This window comes from Nitrosomonas cryotolerans ATCC 49181 (assembly GCF_900143275.1).
In the GTDB taxonomy this organism is placed as follows: Bacteria; Pseudomonadota; Gammaproteobacteria; order Burkholderiales; family Nitrosomonadaceae; genus Nitrosomonas; species Nitrosomonas cryotolerans.
The window spans coordinates 2,580,107-2,605,215 of the sequence record NZ_FSRO01000001.1 but is presented as its reverse complement, the minus strand read 5'-3'; the positions used below and the strand labels follow the sequence as shown (position 1 = coordinate 2,605,215).

17 protein-coding genes, 1 tRNA gene and 1 pseudogene are annotated in these 25,109 nt (G+C 40.2%); 17 read left to right on the top strand and 2 right to left on the bottom strand.

Annotated features, from left to right (window positions below):
* Nucleotides 1–236 precede the first annotated feature (236 nt).
* Complete coding sequence (locus BUQ89_RS11605) at nt 237–983, top strand: PEP-CTERM/exosortase system-associated acyltransferase (protein WP_028460868.1); 747 nt, start codon at nt 237–239, stop codon at nt 981–983.
* Between the two features lie 352 nt (nt 984–1,335).
* Here BUQ89_RS11605 and BUQ89_RS14285 read toward each other — a convergent pair.
* A pseudogene (locus BUQ89_RS14285) lies at nt 1,336–1,434 on the bottom strand (IS5/IS1182 family transposase); the annotation flags it as partial.
* Between the two features lie 374 nt (nt 1,435–1,808).
* On the opposite strand from BUQ89_RS14285, the gene BUQ89_RS14005 reads away from it, so the two are divergent.
* The 14 genes from BUQ89_RS14005 to BUQ89_RS11535 all read left to right on the top strand — a co-directional run bounded on the left by BUQ89_RS14005 (nt 1,809) and on the right by BUQ89_RS11535 (nt 21,615).
* A complete protein-coding gene (locus BUQ89_RS14005) occupies nt 1,809–2,063 on the top strand; it encodes a hypothetical protein (RefSeq protein ID WP_245813012.1) in 255 nt (84 codons plus the stop codon).
* Nucleotides 2,044–3,330, top strand: a complete 1,287-nt coding sequence (locus tag BUQ89_RS11595) for a porin family protein (RefSeq protein WP_028460870.1) — start codon at nt 2,044–2,046, stop codon at nt 3,328–3,330. Before BUQ89_RS14005 ends, BUQ89_RS11595 begins: the two co-directional genes overlap by 20 nt.
* 12 nt (nt 3,331–3,342) lie before the next feature.
* Nucleotides 3,343–6,261, top strand: coding sequence for a bifunctional diguanylate cyclase/phosphodiesterase (locus tag BUQ89_RS11590; protein WP_028460871.1), 2,919 nt, complete (start codon nt 3,343–3,345; stop codon nt 6,259–6,261).
* A gap of 786 nt (nt 6,262–7,047) precedes the next feature.
* Nucleotides 7,048–7,338: a co-chaperone GroES gene (gene groES, locus BUQ89_RS11585; RefSeq protein ID WP_028460872.1), complete on the top strand. Its 291-nt coding sequence runs from the start codon at nt 7,048–7,050 to the stop codon at nt 7,336–7,338.
* Nucleotides 7,339–7,389: 51 nt separating this feature from the next.
* On the top strand, nt 7,390–9,048 hold the full coding sequence (groL, locus tag BUQ89_RS11580; RefSeq protein ID WP_028460873.1) for a chaperonin GroEL: 1,659 nt from the start codon (nt 7,390–7,392) through the stop codon (nt 9,046–9,048).
* Between the two features lie 1,025 nt (nt 9,049–10,073).
* Complete coding sequence (locus tag BUQ89_RS11575) at nt 10,074–10,853, top strand: YciK family oxidoreductase (protein WP_051537507.1); 780 nt, start codon at nt 10,074–10,076, stop codon at nt 10,851–10,853.
* Between the two features lie 52 nt (nt 10,854–10,905).
* Nucleotides 10,906–10,990: transfer RNA gene (locus tag BUQ89_RS11570), tRNA-Leu, on the top strand.
* 104 nt (nt 10,991–11,094) lie between these two features.
* Nucleotides 11,095–12,399 carry a trigger factor gene (gene tig, locus BUQ89_RS11565; RefSeq protein ID WP_028460876.1) on the top strand — a complete coding sequence of 435 codons (1,305 nt, stop codon included), beginning with the start codon at nt 11,095–11,097 and terminating at the stop codon, nt 12,397–12,399.
* 1 nt (nt 12,400) lies between these two features.
* Nucleotides 12,401–13,042 carry an ATP-dependent Clp endopeptidase proteolytic subunit ClpP gene (gene clpP, locus BUQ89_RS11560; protein ID WP_028460877.1) on the top strand — a complete coding sequence of 214 codons (642 nt, stop codon included), beginning with the start codon at nt 12,401–12,403 and terminating at the stop codon, nt 13,040–13,042.
* A gap of 88 nt (nt 13,043–13,130) precedes the next feature.
* Entirely contained in the window at nt 13,131–14,408 is a 1,278-nt protein-coding gene (gene clpX, locus BUQ89_RS11555; RefSeq protein ID WP_028460878.1) for an ATP-dependent Clp protease ATP-binding subunit ClpX, read from the top strand.
* A 237-nt stretch (nt 14,409–14,645) separates the two neighbouring features.
* The gene (lon, locus tag BUQ89_RS11550) at nt 14,646–17,057 is read left to right on the top strand and encodes an endopeptidase La (RefSeq protein WP_028460879.1); all 2,412 of its coding nucleotides are present in this window, start codon (nt 14,646–14,648) and stop codon (nt 17,055–17,057) included.
* Nucleotides 17,058–18,520: 1,463 nt separating this feature from the next.
* Nucleotides 18,521–19,333 carry a methane monooxygenase/ammonia monooxygenase subunit C gene (locus BUQ89_RS11545; protein ID WP_028460880.1) on the top strand — a complete coding sequence of 271 codons (813 nt, stop codon included), beginning with the start codon at nt 18,521–18,523 and terminating at the stop codon, nt 19,331–19,333.
* Between the two features lie 195 nt (nt 19,334–19,528).
* Nucleotides 19,529–20,353 carry a methane monooxygenase/ammonia monooxygenase subunit A gene (locus BUQ89_RS11540; protein WP_036574070.1) on the top strand — a complete coding sequence of 275 codons (825 nt, stop codon included), beginning with the start codon at nt 19,529–19,531 and terminating at the stop codon, nt 20,351–20,353.
* The gene (locus BUQ89_RS11535) at nt 20,353–21,615 is read left to right on the top strand and encodes a methane monooxygenase/ammonia monooxygenase subunit B (protein ID WP_074202613.1); all 1,263 of its coding nucleotides are present in this window, start codon (nt 20,353–20,355) and stop codon (nt 21,613–21,615) included. The genes BUQ89_RS11540 and BUQ89_RS11535 overlap by 1 nt, the downstream gene beginning before the upstream one ends.
* Before the next feature lie 748 nt (nt 21,616–22,363).
* Here BUQ89_RS11535 and BUQ89_RS11530 read toward each other — a convergent pair.
* On the bottom strand, nt 22,364–23,461 hold the full coding sequence (locus BUQ89_RS11530) for a transglutaminase-like domain-containing protein (RefSeq protein WP_028462196.1): 1,098 nt from the start codon (nt 23,459–23,461) through the stop codon (nt 22,364–22,366).
* Nucleotides 23,462–23,556: 95 nt separating this feature from the next.
* Here BUQ89_RS11530 and BUQ89_RS11525 point away from each other — a divergent pair, with 95 nt between their 5' ends.
* Together BUQ89_RS11525 and BUQ89_RS11520 are read left to right on the top strand one after the other, a co-directional pair.
* Entirely contained in the window at nt 23,557–24,243 is a 687-nt protein-coding gene (locus tag BUQ89_RS11525; RefSeq protein ID WP_028462197.1) for an alpha/beta hydrolase, read from the top strand.
* A 59-nt stretch (nt 24,244–24,302) separates the two neighbouring features.
* The gene (locus BUQ89_RS11520) at nt 24,303–25,100 is read left to right on the top strand and encodes an alpha/beta fold hydrolase (RefSeq protein WP_028462198.1); all 798 of its coding nucleotides are present in this window, start codon (nt 24,303–24,305) and stop codon (nt 25,098–25,100) included.
* Nucleotides 25,101–25,109: the final 9 nt, after the last annotated feature.

The window sequence follows — 25,109 nt, the reverse complement described above, 5'->3', positions numbered from 1 at the left end:
TTATGGTATATTTAAAGAAAGCGCAGAGAGGTTATGCTGAATCCGGACATGGCGAATAACTGGGTATGATGCTTAATTACTGGGTTTGTAAAATTAACACATTAATCAAGCAGAAATGAGCAAGTTTGTGTTTGTATATCGTTGATATGGCATCCCTGCCTGTTAAGATATAAAATTTTCGGATTTCTTTTAAGTTTGGCTGATTGATATGATGAAAATAATACAGGCAGTTTATAATGAACGATATATATACCGCTTTCAATGAATTCTTCGAGCTGGTTATGGCTGACTCGGAAGAATTATTGAAGGAGGTCTATCGCTTACGTTATCAAGTGCTGTGTATAGAAGAGCGTCTGCCTGGGTTTGATTCATCACGCTATCCGTATGGATTAGAGGAAGATGAATATGATCGTCACTCATCCCATATTCTATTGCGGCATCGTTCGTCAGATTCCTTTATTGGCACGGTTCGTTTGATTCTTCAGGATCCTTTAGATCCGGGTAAGCCATTTCCAATCGAGCTACATGCTCAGATAGATTCTGATATCGTTGATATCAATCATTTGCCGCGCCAGCATGTCGCCGAAATTTCCCGCTTTACCATTGTTGGCCAATTCTCCAAACGAAGAGCTCAGTATGCTAGTGTAGATGCCGAGCTAAGGACGAAAGGCATAACGAACCGCCGGCGCTTTCCCAGTATTTGTGTGGCATTAATTGTCGGTATTGTACGTATGTGCGCTAAGCACAATATCAGTCATTGGCTGTCCGTAATGGATCCGGCGTTGAATCGGTTGCTGAGCTGTTATGGCTCGGATCTTCATCCTATCGGGCCGCTTATTGATTATCACGGCATACGCCGACCCTACTATATTAAACTGGTAGATGTATTGGATAGAATGTACGAGAATCATCGTGAGATTTGGGAGCTGGTTACTGATTACGGTAGAATTTTCTCTCTTCCTATGAATGATGTAAAAAAATAGCACTTTAAGAAAATTATAATTTTATTACATCAAGCTATGTGGGTGTATTACTAATACAGTTTAGGGCGGATTAGTGACATAATTTTTCCCCGAATATTTGTATTTTGTTCACTGAAGAAGAGAACAAAAAAATGATCTTAAAATTTGATGTATGGATAGAGACCTTTGCAAAACCCCAATAGTTGAAAAATTAACTTTTTATAATCGATGGACGAAAACTTCTGGCGAGGGCTTTTGCAAAAGTCTCGGATAATCAGACGACTGTCAGTTTTTGATCTCCCGCTTCATTCCTCGCCGCTGTGCAAATCAGATGCACGGCTCTCTGGGCAAGTATCTGATGATTGCACTATCTAGCCATTCCTCTCCAAACGCCTTGGCGGCCAAGCAAATGAGTCTCAAGTAGCGCCCATACTTCGTCTGATATATCATGCCTGCGGTGTGAATGTGTCATATGAGATTTTTTCGTTTTTATAAGAGCCTCATATTTTTCATAATTAAATTTCTTATCCCTTAATAAAAACTTCAAGTAAATGTGGGTAATATATTGTTTAATATAGCTTTATTTTTGTGTATAAACTTCTGCTTATTTAAGCTAACGTGTGTGAAAGAAGTAGAGAAAATTATGGCGGGACGATGACGAATGTGTTTTGCCGATGCATTGTCCAGATATTTATTTTTTTCTATATACAAAGCGCTGCGTGTAACGTTTGGGCAGATGGTCAATATGAAGTAATTATTCATCCAGATGTTAGCGATAAGAATCTGTCTATAAAATCCTTGCGTGCTATTTTTGGTATGCGACTGCACACCTGGTCAAATGGAGCCATGATCAGAGTTTTTGTGATGTCCGATGATGCTTCTCTGCATCAGAAATTTTGTAAAGAAAAATTGAATATATTTTCTTACCAGCTTCGTCTGGCTTGGGATAGATTGGTGTTTTCAGGCACCGGCCAGGCTCCAATCAAAGTAAATTCAAGTGAAGAAATGCTTGCAAAAGTTGCTAACACACCTGGTGCAATTGGTTATTTATGGAAAGCAGATATTAATAATGATAGAGTTGATGTACTCCAGATTCAGTAACAGCATGCTCGGCCATTATAAACGAATAATTAGTCCGATTACTATATTGATTATCTTGGGGAGTTTTTCCGTCCAGGCTGAAGATCTCGATAAATCTTTCAAGGATACTGGTTTTGTTAGCTCAGCGATAGAATGGCTGCGTGAGGCAGAACGCCAAGGCGATCTGCAGATTCATGGGTTTGCGAGCCAAGCATACATAAAAACATCAGGTAATGATGTTTTTGGCGATAGTGACAAGAAAGGTAGTTTTGGTTTTACAGAAATTGGATTGAATGCTTCGTTACGGATTTTACCCAAATTACAAATTTCGGCACAAGCGCTTTCTCGTCGTGCAGGTAAAGGGAATTCTGGGATTCCTCGTCTTGACTATGGCTTTCTTGATTATCGGTTAATCTCACGCGAAACAAATCAATTTGGTTTGCGTATTGGCCGATTAAAAAATCCGTTGGGTTTTTATAATGACACGCGTGACATGGCTTTTACGCGGCCGAGTATTTTATTGCCACAATCTATTTATTTTGATCGTACACGTAATCTCGCACTTTCTTCAGATGCCGTACAACTTTATGGAGAAACTTCTAGTACAAATATTGGCAATTTCTTTTTTCAATTCGGATTTATAAGACCAATAGTGGATGATAAAGATACTGAGCTGGCACTGCTCAGTAATGATAGGCCGGGTGACCTGACACCGAAATTATCATATATTGGTCGTGGCTCGTATGAAAGTAATGATGGGCGGTTGCGTTTTTCTGTTAGTGGTGCACAAGTTAATATTGGTTATGATCCTGGTAAGTTTGACGCAATCAGTGCAGGATCAATTCAGTTTTCTCCTTTCATCTTTTCTGCACAATACAATACTGAACATTGGAGTTTGACTTCTGAGTATGCACTGCGACATTTTAAATATAATAATTTTGGAGTAATTCCAGATACAGATTTTTTTGGGGAAAGCTATTACTTCCAAGGTACCTATCGTTTTAATCCGCACTGGGAAGGCGTTTTGCGCTACGATCTCCTTTTTACAGATCGGGAAGATCGGGATGGGAAAGAATTTGCTTCAAGGTCTGGTCAACCAAGGTACAGTCGTTTTGCAAAGGATATCACGGTAGGTTTGCGTTGGAATATCACACCTGAGTTTATGTTGCGTACCGAATATCATCGCATTAATGGGACAGCCTGGCTTTCCGTTCTGGATAATCCTAATTCTGTAGATACTCGTCAGCACTGGAATCTTTTCTCCGTTCAGGCTTCTTATCGTTTTTAAGTACAAATTCTGATGAAACAAAATTCTGTAGAAGTTATAGCTGAATCCTATCCTATTGGTAATACTAAGGATAAGGTATTTCTTAGTTTGAAGTGGAAAATTTCACTACTGAGTAGCTTAATCCTACTAGCGATTGTGATGTTGTTTTGTATTGTGAGTTATTGGGGATTAATCGCTGACTTTGAGAATCAACGGGATATAGGGTACAAACGTTACGCAAGAGAAGTTGATCGGTTACTTGAAGATACTTCGCAAGATTTGCATAGGGTAGCGGAAATGATTCCATTTTTAGATGGAATGGGTGCGGTTTTGCTCAAGGGTGATGAAAGTGAAATTGGTGAGGTATTTGATCGGCACTGGACATTGTTACAATTTCATAATGGGGTTGAGTTTGTTCGTTTCTATAATCAGTCAAACCAACTAGTAGCGAATTGGGGGGGGGTTGAATCCGCTGTAGATAACAATGATGAAGTATTGGATTGGGTTGCTCGTGTGAATCATCAGGAGGTACCGATTAATCCCTTGGTTTGTGGAAAAAGCTGTATGCAATACACCATTGCTCCTTTATTGGTGGAAGGCCATAAGGCCGGGGTGGTGATGATTGGAATTTCTTTAGCTGATGCTCTCTTGGCATTTAGGAAAGTATCGGGTGCTGATATTGGTCTGTTTGTAAGAAATCCGAATGGTTTATCCAATCAAAACGATGACAAACGAATCTCGCAGTGGGGTGTTCGCATAACGGCTCTTACTAATAGGGACGAGAATCGTAAGATCCTTGCTAAGGTCGTGCGGGAGTATCCGGAAATTAGTAAGTTAAACGATGGTGTTCAGGTTAAATGGAATGAGTTGTATAGACAAATCAAGTTATTTCCCTTAGCTGGTTCTGTTGCGACCGATGCTGGATATTTAGTGGTTATTACTGATGTGACTGCCGCGGTGAATAATATTCACGAATTGATATGGCAGATAGCCATAATTGGTTTATTTGGGCTCATATTTTCTGGAGTTTTATTATACGTTATTTTTACGGGATTATTATCTCGGCTAAAGGATGTGGCTTTTACATTACCTCTTCTGGCGAACGGTAAATTTGAAAGTTTTCGTTCGACTCTTTTTTCTGCTGAGTTGAAAAAAAAATTCAGAGATGAAATTGATATGCTCTATGAAGCCGCAATGACTCTATCACTTCAATTAGAGAGGCTTGAAAACGAGGTTTCTTCGCGAACCAAAATCTTGATTCAGCAAAGAGATGAGTTGAGTAAAGAGCGGGATTTTATTGCACATTTACTTGATTCCGCTCAAGTCATTGTGCTGACACAGGATTTGAGCGGGAAAATAATTTCATTGAATACGTATGGAGAGATGCTGACGCACTATACCGAAGGAGAATTAAAAGGTGTTCCTTTTTTGAGCATTCTAGATCCTGGAGGCGGATTGCGAGATTTATTTGTTTGCTTTGAAGAAATACGTCGCGGACAAAAAGCACAATTCCGACATGAGGCAATTACTTATTGTAAGGATGGATCAACTCGTCATGTTGTTTGGATGCACTCCCGCCTTACCTGGTATTCCGAAGATGGTCCATCAGTCCTGTCGGTAGGCCTCGATATAACTGAATATAAACGAGTAGAGGGACATTTGGCTTGGCTGGCGGATCATGATCCATTAACTAACTTGTTTAATAGACGCCGCTTTAGTGAAGAGTTAGAGCAGATATTAAGCCGGGCTGGTAGATATCGCCACTCTGGTGCACTGTTATTTTTTGATTTGGATCGATTTAAATATATAAATGATACAAGTGGACATCAAGCCGGCGACACCATACTCAAAATGGTTGCAGGTATATTGTTTCATGCGGTTCGTACTGACGATATAATCGGTCGCCTGGGTGGAGATGAATTTGCAATTATATTGCCTGAGATCAATGGAGAGGGCGCACTTGTTGTTGCAAGAAAAATTCTTGATCATCTCGGTGAGGTGCAAATAACCATAAACAATCGAACACACAAAATATCGGCTAGCATTGGTATTGCACTTTTTCCTGAGCATGGAAACAATGTGCATGATTTGTTAGCTGCCGCGGATCTCGCCATGTATCATGCTAAGGATACGGGACGTAATGCTTGTTACTTATTTTCAAGTAATGATCGCAGTCTTGAACGTATGCACACACTGGTATATTGGAAGGAACGGATTGAATATTCCCATCTACATGACAATTTTCTACTTTATTTACAACCTATTATGGATATCCGTAGTAGAAATATTACGCATTATGAAGTGTTATTGCGTATGCGTGATATAGATGGCACGATACTTCCTCCCGCAGGTTTTATTCAGGCTGCAGAACATACCGGGCTCATTCATGCCATTGATCATATGGTATTGCGTAAAGCGATTGCACAAGCAGCTGCAATTAATCAAGGTGGACATCATGTCAATTTCTCAATTAATTTATCTGCACATGCATTCAATGATTCTGAGTTATTGCCTATATTAAAGCAAACGCTTGCTTATCATGACTTAGATCCAAGAACTTTAATGTTTGAAATTACAGAAACGGCTGCGCTGGAGAACTTGCCGAGGGCTCGTGGACTCATGGTTGAAATCAAGAAACTGGGGTGTGGCTTTACATTAGATGATTTTGGTGTCGGTTTCTCCTCTTTTTACTATTTAAGAGAGCTTCCTATTGATGCAGTTAAGATCGATGGATCATTCATTCGAAATTTAACAGACAGTAAGGATGATCAGATTCTGGTAAATGCCTTGTGTAGCGTAGCGAGGGGATTTGGTAAGAAAATTACAGCTGAGTTCGTTGAGAACGAGGGGGTGTTTTCTTTGATTGAGAAGATGGATATAGATTATGCGCAGGGTTATTTTATTGGCAAACCAGCGCCTTATAATAAATTTTTTGATGAAAAAACCAGGTAAATATCAGTAGAATTCTGAATTTTCTTAATAAATTGATAGAATGTAGGCTATAAGTCTTATAGTATGATACGATTATTCTAGGGCAGATTGTTGATTTCAATCCTAATGTGGCCCAATCATCGTTCCCCCCGTGCTCTTAATCATCAAGCCGTGTGATTGAATCTGTTTGCTGATAGAATTAGAGGGATGCCCAGCCAGTCGTCGATTATCCGGTAGAGACCTTTGCAAAACCCCAATAGTTGAAAAATTAATCCTTTATAATCAATAGCCAAAAACTTCTGACGAGAACTTTTGCAAAAGCCTCGTAATATTTCTCAGCCAATGATGGCATCAATATTTATCAACACACTGCCTTGTCTCAACGCTGTTTCAATTTCAGTGACTCAAAGAGACCTTTGCAAAACCCCAATAGTTAAAAAATTAATACTTTATAATCAGTAGTATAAAACTTCTGGTGAGGACTTTCGCAAAAGTCTCTCAAAGTTTATTTTTATTCTTGTTATTTCATTATTTATTCAGCTAAGGTGGGAAGGTTTCATGCTGTTTTGTTTGTATGAAAGGATGTCAGCCTATTTTTAAGCTAGTCCTGATAAATATTTATTGCTCATTGTCTTGAAATTTTAGTTAATAGACCCTATTATTAGCACTCGTTAGCAGTGAGTGCTAATATTGATTTTTTGTATCGTTATCGTGAATATCTTTGAATTAATTTAATCGTTCATACGTACGAAGTACAAATTATTTTACAAATTCCGAATTATTAATTTTCTAATGGGAGAAATAGGCATGAAAATTCGTCCTTTACATGATCGTGTGATTGTCAAACGCTTGGAAGAAGAACGCAAGACCTCGTCAGGTATTGTTATTCCTGATAGTGCGGCAGAGAAACCTGATCAAGGTGAAATTATGGCGGTGGGTAAAGGTAAAGTGGGTGATGATGGTAATGTGCGTGCACTGGAAGTAAAGGTGGGTGACAAAGTATTGTTTGGTAAATATTCTGGACAATCAGTAAAAGTTCAGGGAGAAGAACTCTTGGTCATGCGAGAAGAAGATATTATGGGCGTAATTGAAGGTTAATCTTTTCAATTGATAGCTTAAACAATAACTTGGGTAATTAGGAGAAAGATTATGTCGGCAAAAGAAGTGAAATTCGGTGATTCAGCTCGTCACAAGATGGTGGCAGGGGTTAATGTTCTGGCAGATGCGGTCAAAGTTACATTAGGACCAAAAGGTCGCAATGTTGTTCTAGAGCGTTCTTATGGTGCTCCCACAATTACAAAAGACGGTGTTTCGGTAGCAAAAGAAATCGAATTGAAAGATAAGTTCGAAAACATGGGCGCACAGATGCTCAAGGAAGTGGCCAGTAAAACATCAGATGTAGCGGGTGATGGAACCACTACAGCGACGGTACTGGCGCAATCTATTGTTAAGGAAGGTATGAAGTTTGTCGCTGCCGGGATGAATCCAATGGATCTCAAGCGCGGCATTGACAAAGCAGTGACTGCGGCAGTTGAAGAGCTCAAGAAACTTTCTAAACCATGTGCTACAGCAAAGGAAATTGCACAAGTCGGTAGTATTTCCGCAAATTCGGACGCCGAAATTGGTAAGATCATAGCTGATGCGATGGGCAAAGTTGGTAAAGAAGGCGTGATCACGGTAGAGGATGGTTCTGGCCTGCAAAATGAGTTGGAAGTGGTTGAAGGTATGCAGTTTGATCGCGGTTATCTCTCACCTTATTTTGTGAGTAGTGCGGATAAACAAATTGCGTTGTTAGAAAATCCTTATATCTTATTACATGACAAGAAGATTTCTAATATTCGTGATTTGCTACCGGTATTGGAGCAAGTGGCTAAGGCAAGTAAACCACTATTGATCATTGCTGAAGATGTTGATGGCGAAGCGCTGGCTACTTTAGTTGTGAATAACATTCGAGGTATTCTTAAAACCTGTGCGGTTAAAGCACCTGGTTTTGGTGACCGTCGCAAAGCAATGTTAGAGGATATTGCAATTCTTACGGGTGGTACTGTAATTGCCGAAGAAGTCGGCTTGTCTTTGGAAAAAGTCAAACTAGAAGACTTGGGACAGGCTAAGCGTGTAGAAATTGGCAAAGAAAATACGATTATTATTGATGGTGCAGGTGACGCAAAGGGTATCGAAAGTCGTGTTGGGCAGATTCGTAAGCAGATCGAAGAAGCGACCAGTGACTACGATAAAGAAAAGCTGCAGGAACGAGTAGCTAAGCTTGCCGGCGGGGTGGCTCTCATCAAAGTAGGAGCAGCTACCGAAGTAGAAATGAAAGAGAAGAAGGCACGTGTTGAAGATGCGCTGCATGCAACACGCGCAGCAGTAGAAGAAGGTATCATTCCAGGCGGTGGTGTTGCGCTGTTACGTGCTATTACGGTGGTAAGCGGAACTAAAGGTGATAATCATGATCAGGATGCAGGTATTAAGATTGTGTTGCGCGCATTAGAAGAGCCACTGCGTCAGATTGTTACAAACTGTGGCGATGAGCCTTCAGTCGTTGTTAATAAGGTTATTGAAGGTAAAGGTAACTTTGGTTATAACGCTGCTACTGGTGAGTATGGTGATATGGTCAATATGGGTGTGCTGGATCCAACCAAAGTTACACGTTCAGCTTTGCAAAATGCTGCTTCGGTTGCAAGTTTGATGTTGACGACTGATGCAATGGTAGGGGAATTACCTAAAGAAGAATCTGGTGGCGCTGCTGGTATGGGCGGTATGGGCGGTATGGGCGGTATGGGCGGTATGGGCGGTATGGATATGTAACATACTCAGACCAAAAAACCCTGGTTTGCTAACGGACCGGCAAATCCTGTTTTGGTTACAGGATTTGCCGGTTTGGTATGTTACGGAAATTGATATTGATCTGCTTTTTATTTTTTTATTATTTGTTTTTGATATGGCAGATAAAGTATCATACTTCAAACAGTGCGTCTAAATTTGTTAGAATATACTGAGTTTGAATTCTGTTTGGCTTATTCTGGGCTTATTCTGGATGGTCAAGGTGTGAATGGCGAAATCAGAATGATGAAATTAGAAAAATTAGAATGTAGATGGGTCAATCTTTTTACAAATGCTGAGTTTTTTAATCGAGTTGTAATCCAATATATATCAAATAGTTATATATATTATTGCACGCCAGGTAATAAGAAGCAGGCTGAGAGAACGAGTGTATATTTAAATACTAATTTATTGAATACATGCTAGTCTTTCTCTATCAGATAATCTGTGATTAATGATTTGCTGAGTATTCTAAACGGATACGGGCCAGCGAATATTATATGCGATGCATTTATTCAAAATCTGAATTGTGATTCGAGTAAGATCAAATATTCCAGAGGATAAATAATTTACGTTACTGTCTTTTGGAGAAATCATTTGTTGCTTGAACACTTTCAGGTTCAGGATAAATTAGAAATAAACTCCGATATTACCGATCGAGACTTTTGCAAAAGTCCTCGATAGAAGCTTTATACTATTGATTATAAATGGTTAATTTTTCAACTATTGGGGTTTTGCAAAGGTCTCCGATCATCTTCTGATGGAATTGAGGAAGAGAGTTCGATATCAGATTAGTCAACATTTACGAAAATGTATATATCAAATTAATTTTGACGAAATAATATCAGGTTGTCAGAGAAGGAAAGGGTGGTTTCTTGCTGAATATTAGAGTTGGCGATCAGAGTTATGGAATAAACAAAATAATAGTTTCTCATAATGAATGTGAACGCGATGTTTCTGGTTAATTCTGTAAGCATATACTGAAAATTTATCAACGCACAGTTTTAAGTATGAATAAAATTAAGGGCTATTCAGCAACGAAAGATCTACTGAAAGATCGTGTAATTCTTGTTACCGGCGCTGGCCAAGGATTGGGTCGTGCTGCAGCATTAACATACGCTGATTATGGTGCAACTGTAATTTTACATGGACGTCAGGTTGAGAAGTTAGAACAGGTTTATGATGAAATTGAAGCAACAAATAAAGCACAGGCGATTATCTATCCGCTTGATCTAGAAAAAGCTGAGGACAAAGATTTTAAAGTGATGGCTCAGGCAATTGATCAGCAATTAGGTCGATTAGACGGTATTTTGCATAATGCAGCATCTGTTTCTGGCTTGAGTCCACTGGAAAATCAGACGCTTGAGCAATGGCGATCCATGCTACAAATTAATTTGATTGCACCATTTGCATTGACGCGTGCTTGTTCCCCGTTACTTAAAGCTTCTCCTGATGCTTGCGTTATTATGACTGCTACTACTTTTGGCCACAATCCGACTGCTTATTGGGGCGGATTTGCCGTAGCAAAGGCCGGCATTGAAGCATTGGTAAAAATTCAGGCAGATGAATGGGAGGTATTGCCAGATATACGTATTAACGCACTTATTCCAGGCCCTGTTAATACGCCTCAGCGTGCTAAAACGCATCCAGGTGAAGTCAAAGATACATTGATTCAGCCAGAAGATCTGATGCCCGCCTACTTGTATCTGATGGGACCAGATAGTAAAAAAATTAGTGGTCAGATAGTGTTTTGTCAAAGTAATGAATGGTATGACTGCGACGGTTTGTAGAAAAAGGTATAATTAAAAAGTTGAAACTGAGATGTTGAGACGAAGGTAGTATGCGAAAGTGGCGGAATTGGTAGACGCACCAGATTTAGGTTCTGGCGCCGAAAGGTGTGGGGGTTCGAGTCCCCCCTTTCGCACCATGGCAATAAGTAAATAATTGCAGTAATTTTATGACCAAAAATTCTGGTTGCTGTAATTTCTAGTTGTTGCAATATTAAATATTGAGAATTAGTCAGGAAATTTAATGCGATCAAATGTAGAAAACTTAGGTGCATTGAAGCGCCGTCTTGATATCACGGCTTCTCAAGAGAAAATCCAAATAGAAGTCGAGAAACGCCTAAAGCGTTTGGCAAAGACAGCTAAGATACACGGTTTCCGCCCTGGAAAAGTGCCATTAAAAATTATCGCGCAGCAATATGGTTTGCAGCTTCAACAAGATGTCTTGAATGACATGTTGCAAAAAGAATTTGATGATGCTGTGAAAGAACTGAATTTACGTATTGCAGGTTATCCTCATTTTGAGGCAAAGCAAGCAAGCGAAGAAGAGACTCAATATACATTTAGTGTGATATTTGAAGTCTATCCTGATATTGTACTTGGTGATTTAAGTCAGAAAAGTATTGAGCAACCTTTAGTACAAGTGAATGCTGATGATATTGACAAAACGCTAGAAATTGTACGTAAGCAACGAGTGGAGTATAGATCCGAGGCGCGCCCAGCTATGAAATTGGATCGGGTTAATATTAATTATCACGGTGTTATTGATGGTAATGATATTGCTGATGGCAAAGCTGAGAATGTTAACTTGATTCTGGGAGAGGGTAAGTTTCTCAAGGATTTTGAAGAATCGCTGATTGGTATGGATGTGGGACAAAATAAGTCATTTGAAATTACTTTTCCAGAAAATTATCATGGTAAAGAAATTGCTGGTAAAACAGTCACCTTTGAGGTGAAGATCAACGCAGTGGAAGCTCCGGTATTACCAGAAATAGATGCTGAATTTGCTAAGTTGCTGGGAATTGAAGGTGGTAGTATTGAAAAAATGAGAGAAGAGATTCAGTCGAATCTGGAAAGAGAAGTATCGAAACGAGTGAAGATAAGACTTAAGGAACAAATAATGCAATCTTTACTGGATACCACTCAGATTGAAGCGCCTAAGTTTTTAGTTGACCAGGAATTAGATCGATTAATGCAGAATACTCGTGATGATCTTGAAGCACGTGGTATGAAAACTAAAGAGATGCCTATATCGCGGGATTTATTTCAAGATAAAGCGGAATACCGTGTAAAGTTGGGTCTAATCCTGGCGGAATTAGTGAAGATTCATGAGTTGAAAGCACAATCGGAGCAAATTCGCAGAGTTGTGGAAGATGCCGCGCAAGGTTATGAAAACCCAGATGAAGTTATTAAATGGCATTATGCCGCTTCAGAACGGCTTAAAGAAGCTGAATCAATTGTACTGGAAGATAATGTAGTGAACTGGGCGTTACAAAAAGTTAAAGTGGTGGATAAAGCGATAACATTCGACGAATTGATGGGGATATCCTGATATGGTGCAGCAATTCGAACTACAGCGTGATTTAGAACCCAGGAATCTGGGTTTAATACCAATGGTCATTGAAACAAGCGGGCGAGGAGAACGCGCGTATGACATTTATTCTCGTTTATTAAAGGAGCGGGTGGTTTTTTTAGTCGGCCCGGTTACTGAGGCATCTGCAAATTTAATCGTAGCACAGTTTTTGTTTTTGGAATCAGAGAACTCTGATAAAGATATTCATCTTTATATTAACTCACCCGGTGGTTTGGTATCGGCTGGATTAGCAATTTACGATACCATGCAATATATTAAGCCTGATGTGAGTACGTTGTGTATGGGGCAAGCTGCAAGTATGGGGTCATTATTGTTGACAGCGGGGACAAAAGGGAAACGCTTTTGTTTGCCAAACTCGCGTGTGATGATTCATCAGCCAATGGGGGGGTTTCAAGGACAGGCTTCTGATATTGAAATACATGCGAAGGAGATTCTATATCTTAAGGCTCGTTTGAATGAAATTATGGCAAAGCATACGGATCAGTCTGTTGATGTCATTGAAAAAGATACCGATCGAGATAATTTTTTAAGTGCGGCAGAGTCAGTAAAATATGGACTCGTTGATGCAGTATTAACTCATAGAGATAAAGATACGAGTTAATTTTGTATAAACAGGTAAATGATATGACGAAGTTTTATTTGGAATTTAATTTCGAGTACATAAATTCGATGAAAGCGGGATAAAAAATATGTCAGACAAAGCTAGTGGTGAGAAACTGCTTTACTGTTCTTTTTGTGGCAAGAGCCAACATGAAGTAAGAAAGCTTATTGCCGGTCCTTCGGTATTTATTTGCGACGAGTGCATTGACCTTTGCAATGATATTATTCGCGAGGAAATGCAAGGCGATGAAGCGACTAGACTAGTGAAATCAGATTTACCGGTGCCGCGTGAGATATGTCAGATATTGAATCAGTATGTAATCGGACAGGAGCCAGCTAAAAAAATTCTATCAGTAGCAGTTTATAATCACTATAAACGATTGAGAAATGTAGCTAAAGTTGATGATACAGATGATATTGAGCTTTCAAAAAGTAATATCCTGCTAGTTGGGCCAACTGGTTCGGGTAAGACATTATTGGCACAGACATTGGCGCGACTTCTAGATGTGCCATTTATAATGGCAGATGCTACTGCTCTGACTGAAGCGGGTTATGTCGGAGAAGATGTAGAGAACATTATTCAGAAATTATTGCAGAAATGTAATTATGATGCAGATAAGGCTCAACGTGGGATTGTTTATATTGATGAAATAGATAAAATTTCACGTAAATCGGATAACCCATCCATTACTCGAGATGTTTCAGGTGAAGGTGTACAGCAGGCACTATTAAAACTAATAGAGGGAACAGTTGCATTAGTTCCACCTCAAGGCGGACGTAAACATCCTAATCAAGAGTTTGTCCAAGTTGACACTACCAATATTTTATTTATTTGTGGTGGTGCATTTGATGGTCTTGATAAGGTGATTCGGGCACGATCGGAAAAAAGTGGCATTGGTTTTGGAGCTGACGTAAAGAGACACAATAATAAAGATATCAGTAAGATACTGAAAGAAGTGGAGCCCGAAGACTTGGTTAAGTTTGGCTTGATTCCAGAGTTTGTTGGCCGATTGCCGGTGGTTGCGACATTGGAAGAACTAGATGAGTCTGCTTTGATTCAAATTTTAACTGAGCCAAAGAACGCTCTGGTTAAGCAGTACTGGAAAATGTTTAATATGGAAGGAGGGGTAGATTTAGAGTTTCGTGAGCCAGCGCTTAAGGAAATCGCTAAAAAAGCGTTAATACGAAAAACAGGCGCGCGTGGTTTACGCTCAATTCTTGAGGAAATACTATTGGATATTATGTATGACCTCCCCTCTCTCGAAAATGTCACCAAAGTTGTAATAGATTATAATGTAGTTAATAATGATATTAAACCAATCTTGATTTATTCAGATCAACCGAAAATGGCTAAAAACGCTAAATAGCTAATTTATCAGTTGCTCAATATTTCTATGCGCCTTGATAAGCTATTTCAATCTTTATTATTTAGACGAGCCTTGACTAAAATCGAAGAGTAATTTTATATCTAAAGATAGATCAATTCTGTTTGATTATTTTAGTTCGATGAATGTGATTTTGTTGTGTATCAGTATTTTTTATCTTGAATTTTCTTATGATATCCACATATTCATCTTAATCAGTAATTTTATAAATGAGCAGCTATGACTTCTACGGTTAACGAATCTGAACAACTAGAACTTCCACTATTGCCGTTACGTGATGTGGTCGTATTTCCACATATGGTGATTCCCTTATTCGTGGGGCGGCATAAATCTATCAAAGCGCTGGAACTCGCTATGGAGTCGGATAAAACTATTCTGCTTGTAGCGCAGAGGATTGCGGCGAAAGATGATCTTAAGCCTGAAGATCTCTATGATGTATGTAGCGTTGCTAATCTGTTACAAATGCTAAAGCTACCGGATGGAACTGTAAAGGTGCTAGTGGAGGGGAATTATCGTGCCAAAATCTTAGAGGTTCTTGATTCTGACACTCATTTTTCTGGAAAAGCATTGCAAGTATCGCTTGATACTGTAGGTAATCCTGAAATTGAGGCTATGCGTCGAGCGATATTGACGCAATTTGATCAATACGTAAAGCTGAATAAGAAAATTCCTCCGGAAATTATCACCTCGCTTGGAGGAATTGATGAAGCGGGGCGCCTTGCGGATACTATTGCTGCTTATTTGCCACTTAAGCTTGAACAAAAACAGGAAGTTTTGGAGATTTTTGATGTACCAAAACGACTAGAACATTTACTGGGATTGTTGGAAGCTGAATTGGATATACTTCAGGTAGAAAAGCGTATTCGTGGCAGGGTCAAACGCCAAATGGAAAAAAGTCAGCGTGATTATTATCTCAATGAACAGGTTAAAGCAATCCAGAAGGAGTTAGGTGAAGGTGAAGATGGCGCTGATTTAGAGGAAATTGAAAAGAAAATTAAATCAGCTCAGATGCCAAAAGAAGCCCGTGCTAAAGCTGACGCAGAATTAAAGAAGTTACGTTTAATGTCTCCTATGTCAGCTGAAGCAACAGTAGTTCGCAACTATATTGACACATTGATCGGACTGCCATGGAAAAAGAAAAATAAAATAAGTAAAGATCTTAAGGTTGCTGAAACTATTCTGGAAAAAGATCATTATGGTTTAGAAAAAGTCAAGGAACGTATTGTTGAGTATCTAGCAGTACAACAACGTGTAGATAAGATGAAAGCGCCGATTTTGTGCCTTGTTGGTCCGCCTGGCGTAGGTAAGACATCTTTGGGACAGTCAATCGCTCGTGCTACGAATCGGAAATTTGTGCGTATGTCATTAGGTGGTGTACGAGACGAGGCAGAGATACGTGGACATCGTCGCACTTATATTGGGTCTATGCCAGGTAAGATTCTACAGAATATGGCTAAAGTGGGCGTCAAAAACCCGCTGTTTTTGCTGGATGAAGTAGATAAGATGGGAATGGATTTCCGTGGTGATCCGTCTTCTGCTCTACTGGAGGTGCTTGATCCTGAACAAAATGATTCATTCGTTGATCACTATGTCGAAGTCGAATATGATTTGTCGGATGTAATGTTTGTTGCAACCGCCAATACATTAAACATACCACCTGCCTTATTGGATCGATTGGAGGTTATTCGGCTGTCAGGGTATACAGAGGATGAAAAATTAAATATCGCTACACGTTATTTATTACCTAAACAAATGAGTAATCACGGTATCAAGAAAAATGAATTAACGGTATCTGAATCCGCATTACGTAATATTACGCGTTATTACACAAGGGAAGCAGGCGTACGTGCAATGGAACGTGAAATATCAAAAATTTGCCGTAAGGTAGTGAAAGCATTGTTACTTAAAGAGGGAAATGGCAAGATATCAGTTACCTCACGTAATCTTGATAAATATCTAGGTGTTCGCCGCTTCACGTATGGTACTGCAGAGGAAAAAAATCAGGTTGGACAGGTTACTGGTTTGGCGTGGACTGAAGTGGGTGGAGAACTGTTAGCTATCGAAGCAGTGGTACTGCCGGGAAAAGGAAAGACAATCACTACTGGTAAATTAGGTGAAGTAATGCAGGAATCGGTTCAGGCGGCGCTTTCAGTTGTTAGAAGCCGTTCTCAAGCGCTGGGTATTTCGGAAGACTTTTATCAAAAAAATGATATTCATATCCACTTGCCGGAAGGTGCCACACCTAAGGATGGGCCAAGCGCAGGTATTGGTATTTGTGTTGCGATAGTGTCAGTTTTAACAAATATTAAGGTAAGAGCAGATGTGGCAATGACTGGTGAGATTACCTTGCGTGGGGAGGTACTGCCGATCGGAGGCCTCAAGGAAAAATTACTTGCGGCACATCGAGGTGGTATTAAGAAAGTTCTAATTCCAGAGGAAAATGTTAAAGATCTGATTGAAATTCCAGAGAACATAAAAAATCAATTAATTATTAAATCGGTAAAATGGATTGACCAAGTTCTGGATTTGGCATTAGAGCATAAACCAGAAGCACTTGTAGCGCCCATTACTTCAACACCACTCCAAACGGTAACCGAAGATAAAGGCCCTGATACGGTTATTAAACACTGAATTATCTCGATTTTTTGCCAACTATCTAAAGACAACTGGGTAGTTGGCTGCTTGGCTTTTACAATGCCTGATTTTGATTATTCTCAGTCTGATGGTAGCGAAGATGGGTTCAGCTGGAGTGATGGTTTCAGGTTGCTGCTTTGATATACCTCCGGTTTTTTGCAGGGTAGTCATAGAAGGCTATTATGGGGTTTTACCTTTGACATTTTTTTCGAGATATTAGCCGTTTTATGTGCCCAGTAACGTTGCTGATTGGCTTCAGGACGGAATTTGGTTTAGTTGCGGTTTTTTACCATAAACCCAGCAGACAGTCACTGATAACTAATTTTGGTTGTAAGCCTGCGGCTACGTTGTTTCAACTTGAATAATACTTTTCTACATTCAGTTTTAATGATTCTGTCATAATCTTATTTTAAATAAATAATCTTGGTTGCTGATAACTCGGCCGCATTGCGGCCCCCAGCAGATGTTTCAGTGCCTTGGAAAAATCATCTGTTCAGATACCTCTCAGATATCACGAAGATAAAAATTTTTTATATTTTGAGGGACTTTTGCAAAAGTCTTTACCAGAAGCTTTCTACTATTGATTATAAAGAGTTAATTTTTCAACTATTGGGGTTTTGCAAAGCTCTCTCTGGGTATGTTTCGAATATGATGTTATCAAGCTGTTGCCAAGCTTGATAATTGACTTAAAATAATCTCGAATTTTAAACATTTTGATTGAGATATGTCTGAGTTCTGCTTGAATTACTCTGCTCTGGCTTATTTAGTTTAAAACTGTTACCTGCTGTCATAACGATAACGATATTTTTTGAGATTTGATCTGCGAAGATTTTCGCCAGCAGATTACACTGCTTTTTCTCCGGTCATGCGGAAAAAATGATCATAGCTCCCGTAGCATTTACAGTATTGAGCCCATTTACTTACTACGATTATCTTCCATGTTCGGCAGGTAGCAAAGATCTTATACTGGTCCAGTCTTCTTTTATTGAATCATCTCAACTCATGGTAAATCCTTCGAGACCTTTGCAAAACCCCAATAGTTGAAAAATTATCCATTTAAAATTAATAAGTTGAAATTTCTTTCGAGGGATTTTACAAAAGCCTCTGAGAGTCTTTTGTCCGAACATCTAGGGGCATTCTTTATTGTTAACTTCTCTATATATTGAGAATAGTGATCTGTTTTCTTCAGATTATTGTAAATAAATAGAAACCCAAGATGTTCAAGCAATATCCTTACCTATGAGATGGAAATTTTATGACAAATTACTTGACTTTAATCCCCAAGGTCGACTAGCCTGTCGGATGTAGCTAGCTGGCGAGCAAAATTTGCTTGATCAGGTATAGTTATCAATTTGAAGTGATGGATATCAATTATCTTTTATGACTAATTGATATTAAAGATAAAATACTGATTGTTTAGTAATAGTTTTGATTAACAGGAAGAAACAGGAGGAACAAATATGGCAACAACAATGGGAACAAGTAGCGCGGCCAGCGCAAAAGTTGACTATGACATGACAGAATGGTACGACTCAAAGTATTATAAAATCGGTCTAGGGACAATGCTTGCTTTAGCGACTTTCTGGATTTGGTATCAACGTACATTTGCTTATTCACACGGTATGGATTCAATGGAGCCGGAATTCGAACGCGTCTGGATGGGACTGTGGCGCGTACATATGACCGTTATGCCATTATTCGCGTTAGTTACTTGGGGTTGGATTCTGAAGACTCGCGATACCAAAGAGCAGTTGGATAATCTGGATCCGAAACTGGAAGTCAAGCGTTATTTCTATTTTCTGATGTGGCTGGGTGTCTACCTGTTTGGTGTTTACTGGGGCGGTAGCTTTTTTACTGAGCAAGATGCATCCTGGCACCAAGTTATTATCCGTGACACCAGCTTTACCCCAAGTCACGTTGTAGTGTTCTATGGTTCATTCCCGATGTATATCGTTTGTGGTGTTGCTTCATACCTATATTCAATGACCCGTCTGCCACTGTATAGCCGCGGCACATCATTTCCGCTGGTTATGGCAATTGCAGGCCCACTCATGATTCTGCCAAACGTGGGTCTTAACGAATGGGGTCATGCTTTCTGGTTCATGGAAGAACTGTTCAGTGCACCATTGCACTGGGGTTTTGTGATATTGGGCTGGGCTGGACTGTTCTCAGGCGGCATTGCAGCACAGATCATTACGCGTTATTCCAACTTGACAGATGTGATCTGGAATAACCAGAGTAAAGAAATTCTCAATAACCGGATTGTTCCTTAATCTCAGGTTGTGATGGATATCCTCGTATCGTGTTTTGTTGAAGTGAGGATATCCGGAAATTGTAATGACGTTAGTTTGTATTTGGGGGAGAAGTCAATACAAACTAACGGTGTAGTAAATCGTAGTAAAAAGTAGTAAAGGAATCATCATGTTTTTAAATTTAATATCACACGAAACAATCGAAGGGAGGATCTAGTGAGCAGAACAGACGAAATTTTAAAGGCAGCAAAAATGCCGCCTGAGGCGATCAAGATGTCGAGAATGATCGACGCGGTATATTTTCCAATTTTATGTATCCTTCTGGTCGGAACCTATCACATGCACTTCATGCTATTAGCTGGAGACTGGGATTTCTGGCTTGACTGGAAGGACCGTCAATACTGGCCTGTGGTTACCCCGATTGTCGGAATTATGTATTGTGCGGCAATTATGTACTATCTGTGGGTTAACTATCGTCTGCCGTTTGGCGCGACACTCTGTATCGTTTGTCTGCTAGTAGGTGAGTGGCTGACACGTTACTGGGGTTTCTACTGGTGGTCACATTACCCCATGAACTTTGTGCTGCCATCTACCATGATTCCTGGCGCGCTGATGCTGGATACAGTCATGTTGCTGACACGCAGCTGGTTGGTTACTGCATTGGTTGGTGGTGGTTTCTTTGGGTTGTTTTTCTACCCAGGTAACTGGCCCATTTTTGGACCAACACACTTGCCTGTAGTGGTTGAAGGTGTATTGCTCTCATTGGCGGACTATACTGGTTTCCTTTATGTTCGTACTGGTACACCTGAATATGTACGATTGATTGAACAAGGCTCGTTACGTACCTTTGGTGGACATACGACCGTGATTGCCGCATTCTTTGCAGCCTTTGTTTCCATGCTGATGTTCTGTGTATGGTGGTACTTTGGCAAACTTTACTGTACAGCGTTTTACTATGTTAAAGGTGCAAGAGGCAAGGTGTCCATGAAGCACGATGTCACTGCATTTGGTGAAGAAGGTTTCGCAGAGGGGATTAAATAATGAGTATAAAAAACATATTTAAGTTGGGCATCATTGGTCTCTATGGAGTGGCGTATGGTGTAGCAACACTGGCATTAACAGTAGTATTAGATGTTTCACCCGTAGCGGCACACGGCGAGCGTTCGCAAGAACCTTTCTTGAGGATGCGTACCATACAATGGTATGACCTGAAGTGGGGTCCTCAGACGACTAAAGTGAATGATATCGCTACGATGACAGGTAAATTTCACTTGGCGGAAGATTGGCCACGTGCAGTTGGCAAGCCTGAACGTGCGTTCTTCAACGTAGGTAGCCCTAGCCCTGTGTTTGTACGTTTGAGCACTAAGCTGAATGGTGAACCTACCTTCATCGCTGGACCACTTGTCATTGGTCGTGACTATGAATTTGAAGTCAAGCTGAAAGCGAGAATTCCGGGACGTCACCATATGCACGCTATGGTGAACGTGAAAGACGCTGGTCCGATTGCGGGTCCTGCATCTTGGATGAACATCACCGGAAGCTGGGATGACTTTACCAACCCAATTAAAACACTGACAGGCAAGACCATTGACACAGAAACATTCAATCATGGCAATGGTGTATTCTGGCATGCTTTGTGGATGGGTCTGGGTGTTTTCTGGATTGGCTACTTTGTAGCACGTCCGATGTTCCTGCCACGTAGCCGTGTATTGCTGGCTTATGGGGATGAGTTGTTGCTGGATCCGATGGACAGGAAAGTTGGTTTGGCGGTAGCAATACTGACCTGTGCAATCGTCTGGGGCGGCTATCGTTATACAGAAACCGTACATCCTTATACCGTACCGATTCAAGCGGGTGAGTCTAAAGTAGCACCGTTGCCAATCGCACCTAATCCGGTAGCGATTAAAGTGACCCATGCTAACTATGACGTGCCTGGTCGTGCATTACGTGTGACCATGAGCATCACCAATAACGGAGATACCGGTATTAATATCGGCGAGTTCACCACAGCAGGTGTTCGTTTTGTTAATGCGCTGGGTCAAGAGCATCTGGATGCGTCTTATCCGAGAGAACTGGTGGCGACCGGTTTGTCGATGAATGACGACTCAGCAATTGAACCAGGCGAAACTCGTGAAGTTAAAATGGAAGCCAAAGATGCATTATGGGAAGTTCAGCGTCTGATGGCTCTGTTGGGTGATCCGGAAAGTCGTTTTGGTGGTTTGTTGATGACTTGGGACGAAGAAGGTAATCGTTACATCAATAGTATTGCTGGCGCAGTTATACCGGTATTTACTAAGCTTTAATCTAAGGCCGGAATAAAGAACCGGTATGTCACCGTCGCGAGACAGAGATGTACCGGTTTTTTGTATAAGAATTGGCGGAAGATAACTGCAACGTTGATGAAGTTATTTGAAATATCTAGGTATTTTAAGTTGTTAGATTATTGCTGCTTATAGGTGATGGGGATCCATAGGCTAACAAATGAATTCCTATATATTCAATACACTATGACAGTATTTTAATTATATAGGCTGGTTTTTTTCATTTGTTTCAGAAAAAGAGGCAGCATTAAGCCTATTCCATCAAGCAGAATAAGGTCTGCTTTCGTCATGCCGGATAGAGGATGGAGAGAAGATGTCTTACGGAATTTCTGTTTATTTATTGATCAGGTACATTGTACGGAATTTAAATTGTTGTGCGCCTTTAATAAAAATTTATCGTAATGGCGTTTTAGCTCACTATATTACAACTCAAACCAAATAAGAATATCTGGAAAAATAAGCTATCCAAAAGATTGTTTGCTGTACTTGGGTATTCAGTTTAAAGAATCTAATTTCTGGAAAATTTTCCTTGGATGTGCGTGGGATGACGCTCAGAGCAATTATTACATAAGGTACAACGGCAGATTGCAAATAAGCAGATCAATTGGTTTAACGAATCGGATTTATGTACAAACGTTACCGTGAGCAGATAAAAAAGGAGGAACGAGGGCTGTTATTTCGTTCAGGAAAACTGCCTCGGAGTATCGGACAACGAGAAATATGGTGCAAACTAAAATCTAGCGCCAGTACCAATTAACTCAGCGGAAGTTATTTTGTAGGAGAATTTTACTGGGTCCAGGCTATCTAGCAACAGATCGTCTATTTCAGCGTGGGGAAACATAAAGAATGGTAGCGTTCCAGCAATACTATCGCGCGATAAGGTGATATCTTCAGCATGATTAAATGTTAGCCAGTTCATTTCCCAGAAACCAAAAAGATTTTCTCTTAATGAAGTTATTTTTGGATGATTCGGAAGCAAATTTTCCTTCTGAATTACTTCACAGACATCAGCAGGATCTACCGGTATCCAGCCTAAATCATGGAGATAAAATTCAGCGCGACAATGCTGTGCCTTGCTAATATCACCAAAGCTACCTAAACTTGCGTGTACCTTTGATTCGTTTAGCCGAATGCCATATTGATGACGTGCTGGGATACCCATCGCGCGTGTTAACCCAACAAATAGTGAATTCAGGTCAGCGCATTTGCCGCTAAGCATATTATTTGATAGCATGAATTCGATATCACCTTTCCCGCGGCCTGGAACTGTTTCATCATGGCGGGTGTTATCTATAATCCAATCAAAAATGGCGCGTGCCTGTTCTAGGGCTGTGCGGGCACCTGCATTTTGGATAATTGAAACAGCTGTTTTTCTGACAATGCCATCAAGCGGCATTTTTTTGGCAGGATGGAGGAAACGCTTTATATGTGATGGCGTTATAGCTTTGCCGTTTGTAACATGATTCTTTAAATCTGTAGAGCGATCTGTTGTCTTGATGATGCTGTTGACTGTTACGCTTCTTGGTCCGGAACCATGCCATTCAGCAGTAAAAACAGGGAAGGTTGTTCCATTGATATGACTGAATTCAGCCTTTTTGGCATTGCCATTCCAGACACTACCTTGGGTGAACTGAAAAGCGGTATCGTTTGTGTCTGGCAAGGGGAGCCAAATGCGTGCTTTTTTCCCCATAGCAGGCAGATCAACTTGATAGGTCAACCGATAGCTGTTCCATTGCTGTAAACTTGTTTGTTGAGCTGAAAATAATGAAGTCGTAGGAAAAACTAACGGACTGGCACTGACCATTTTAATAAAATCCCTGCGCTTCATGAATTTCTCTCGCTCTAAATAATCATCAATTAGGTAATCACGCTTACCTGCTAATTTTATCTTACCGCTTGCTTAAGTCAATGCCATTTTAAATTATGACTATACTATCGACCAATTATTTGCCTGCGATAAAATTAGAGACCGGAACCAATGTCACCCATACAGTTCTTTGGATGCATGGTCTCGGAGCAGATGGGAATGATTTTGTTCCCATTGTCAAGGAACTTAAGTTATCGCCAGAAGTACATGTCCGTTTTATATTTCCTCATGCACCTGCTCGCCCGGTAACCATTAATAATGGATTTGTAATGCGTGCCTGGTATGATATTTGTCGTTCCGACCTGAATAGTCATGAAGACAAGCTTGGTATACGTGATTCGCAGAAAGCAATTGATGCGCTGATTGAACGAGAGATTCTAAATGGTATTGCATCTGAACGTATCATATTGGCTGGTTTCTCGCAGGGTGGTGCGATGGCATTACACGTTGGTTTACGTCATGAAAAAAAGTTAGCGGGTATTATCGCCTTATCATGTTATTTACCACTTGCAGAAATGCTTTCGGTTGAAGCACATCCGGCTAATGCTTCTGTGCCGATACTTATGATGCATGGTACTCACGATTCGATTGTGCCGATTTCGCAAGCCAGAATGTCAAGAGAATTATTACTTGCCGCTAATTATCAGGTGAAATGGCATGAGTATACAATGGAACATTCTGTGTGTATCAATCAGATTGAAGATATCAGTACTTGGTTAAACTGGATATTGCAGCCACTATAGGGTAAGTATCTTGGCACATATTATTATGCTTAAATTAATAACGTTCAGAAGTAAGCTTTATGCCTAGAAAAAAGATTAATGGGACTATGCTTCACTATGAGGAGTCTGGTACAGGCCCTGAAACAGTCATTTTTGCACATGGCTTATTATGGAATAATCGCTTGTTTGACAGTCAGGTTGCAATGCTTAAAGATCATTTTCGTTGTATTACGTTCGATTTTCGTGGTCAGGGTCAGAGCGCAGTGGCTGAATCTGGGTATGATATGGATACCTTAACAGATGATGTTGTTGCTTTAATTGAATCAACTAATTCTTTTCCTTGTCATTTTATAGGTCTATCAATGGGAGGAATGATCGGGATGCGCTTAGCGATACGGCATCCTGAATTATTAAAATCGCTGGTTCTTATTGGTACTTCTGCTGATTCTGAGCCAAAAGAGAATTTAGGTCGTTATGCGCGGCTTAACTTCATTGCACGCTGGTTTGGTTTTGGATTGATTGCAAAGCAGGTTATGCCTATCATGTTTGGGCAGAAATTCCTGAAAGATCCGGCGCGAATTCAGCAAAGAAATGAATGGCACCAGCATCTAATGGCTAACCATCGCATGGGTGCTACTCGAGCAGTCAAAGGCGTTATTGCTCGGGCTGCTGTCTATGAGCAATTGGATCGGATTACGATACCGACTTTAATCATGGTTGGCGATCAGGATGTTGCGACCTCCCTTGTTAAATCTGAGCGTATGCATGCACGTATTCAGGGATCTCAACTAAGAATAATTTCTGGTGCTGGCCATACTGCGACTATTGAAGAACCCGAAAGTATTAATATAGCATTAAAAACTTTCTTACTTGGTTGATGATGTTGT

What these genes read in the sequence shown, in the direction of transcription:
- BUQ89_RS11595 (WP_028460870.1), top strand. Translation starts at nt 2,044, where the DNA reads ATGTACTCCAGATTCAGTAACAGCATGCTCGGCCATTATAAACGAATA.
- BUQ89_RS11590 (WP_028460871.1), top strand. Translation starts at nt 3,343, where the DNA reads ATGAAACAAAATTCTGTAGAAGTTATAGCTGAATCCTATCCTATTGGT.
- clpP (WP_028460877.1), top strand. Translation starts at nt 12,401, where the DNA reads ATGGTGCAGCAATTCGAACTACAGCGTGATTTAGAACCCAGGAATCTG.
- BUQ89_RS14005 (WP_245813012.1), top strand. Translation starts at nt 1,809, where the DNA reads ATGATCAGAGTTTTTGTGATGTCCGATGATGCTTCTCTGCATCAGAAA.
- BUQ89_RS11575 (WP_051537507.1), top strand. Translation starts at nt 10,074, where the DNA reads ATGAATAAAATTAAGGGCTATTCAGCAACGAAAGATCTACTGAAAGAT.
- BUQ89_RS11525 (WP_028462197.1), top strand. Translation starts at nt 23,557, where the DNA reads ATGACTATACTATCGACCAATTATTTGCCTGCGATAAAATTAGAGACC.
- groES (WP_028460872.1), top strand. Translation starts at nt 7,048, where the DNA reads ATGAAAATTCGTCCTTTACATGATCGTGTGATTGTCAAACGCTTGGAA.
- BUQ89_RS11535 (WP_074202613.1), top strand. Translation starts at nt 20,353, where the DNA reads ATGAGTATAAAAAACATATTTAAGTTGGGCATCATTGGTCTCTATGGA.
- lon (WP_028460879.1), top strand. Translation starts at nt 14,646, where the DNA reads ATGACTTCTACGGTTAACGAATCTGAACAACTAGAACTTCCACTATTG.
- BUQ89_RS11520 (WP_028462198.1), top strand. Translation starts at nt 24,303, where the DNA reads ATGCCTAGAAAAAAGATTAATGGGACTATGCTTCACTATGAGGAGTCT.
- BUQ89_RS11530 (WP_028462196.1), bottom strand. Translation starts at nt 23,461, where the DNA reads ATGAAGCGCAGGGATTTTATTAAAATGGTCAGTGCCAGTCCGTTAGTT.
- clpX (WP_028460878.1), top strand. Translation starts at nt 13,131, where the DNA reads ATGTCAGACAAAGCTAGTGGTGAGAAACTGCTTTACTGTTCTTTTTGT.
- BUQ89_RS11545 (WP_028460880.1), top strand. Translation starts at nt 18,521, where the DNA reads ATGGCAACAACAATGGGAACAAGTAGCGCGGCCAGCGCAAAAGTTGAC.
- groL (WP_028460873.1), top strand. Translation starts at nt 7,390, where the DNA reads ATGTCGGCAAAAGAAGTGAAATTCGGTGATTCAGCTCGTCACAAGATG.
- tig (WP_028460876.1), top strand. Translation starts at nt 11,095, where the DNA reads ATGCGATCAAATGTAGAAAACTTAGGTGCATTGAAGCGCCGTCTTGAT.
- BUQ89_RS11605 (WP_028460868.1), top strand. Translation starts at nt 237, where the DNA reads ATGAACGATATATATACCGCTTTCAATGAATTCTTCGAGCTGGTTATG.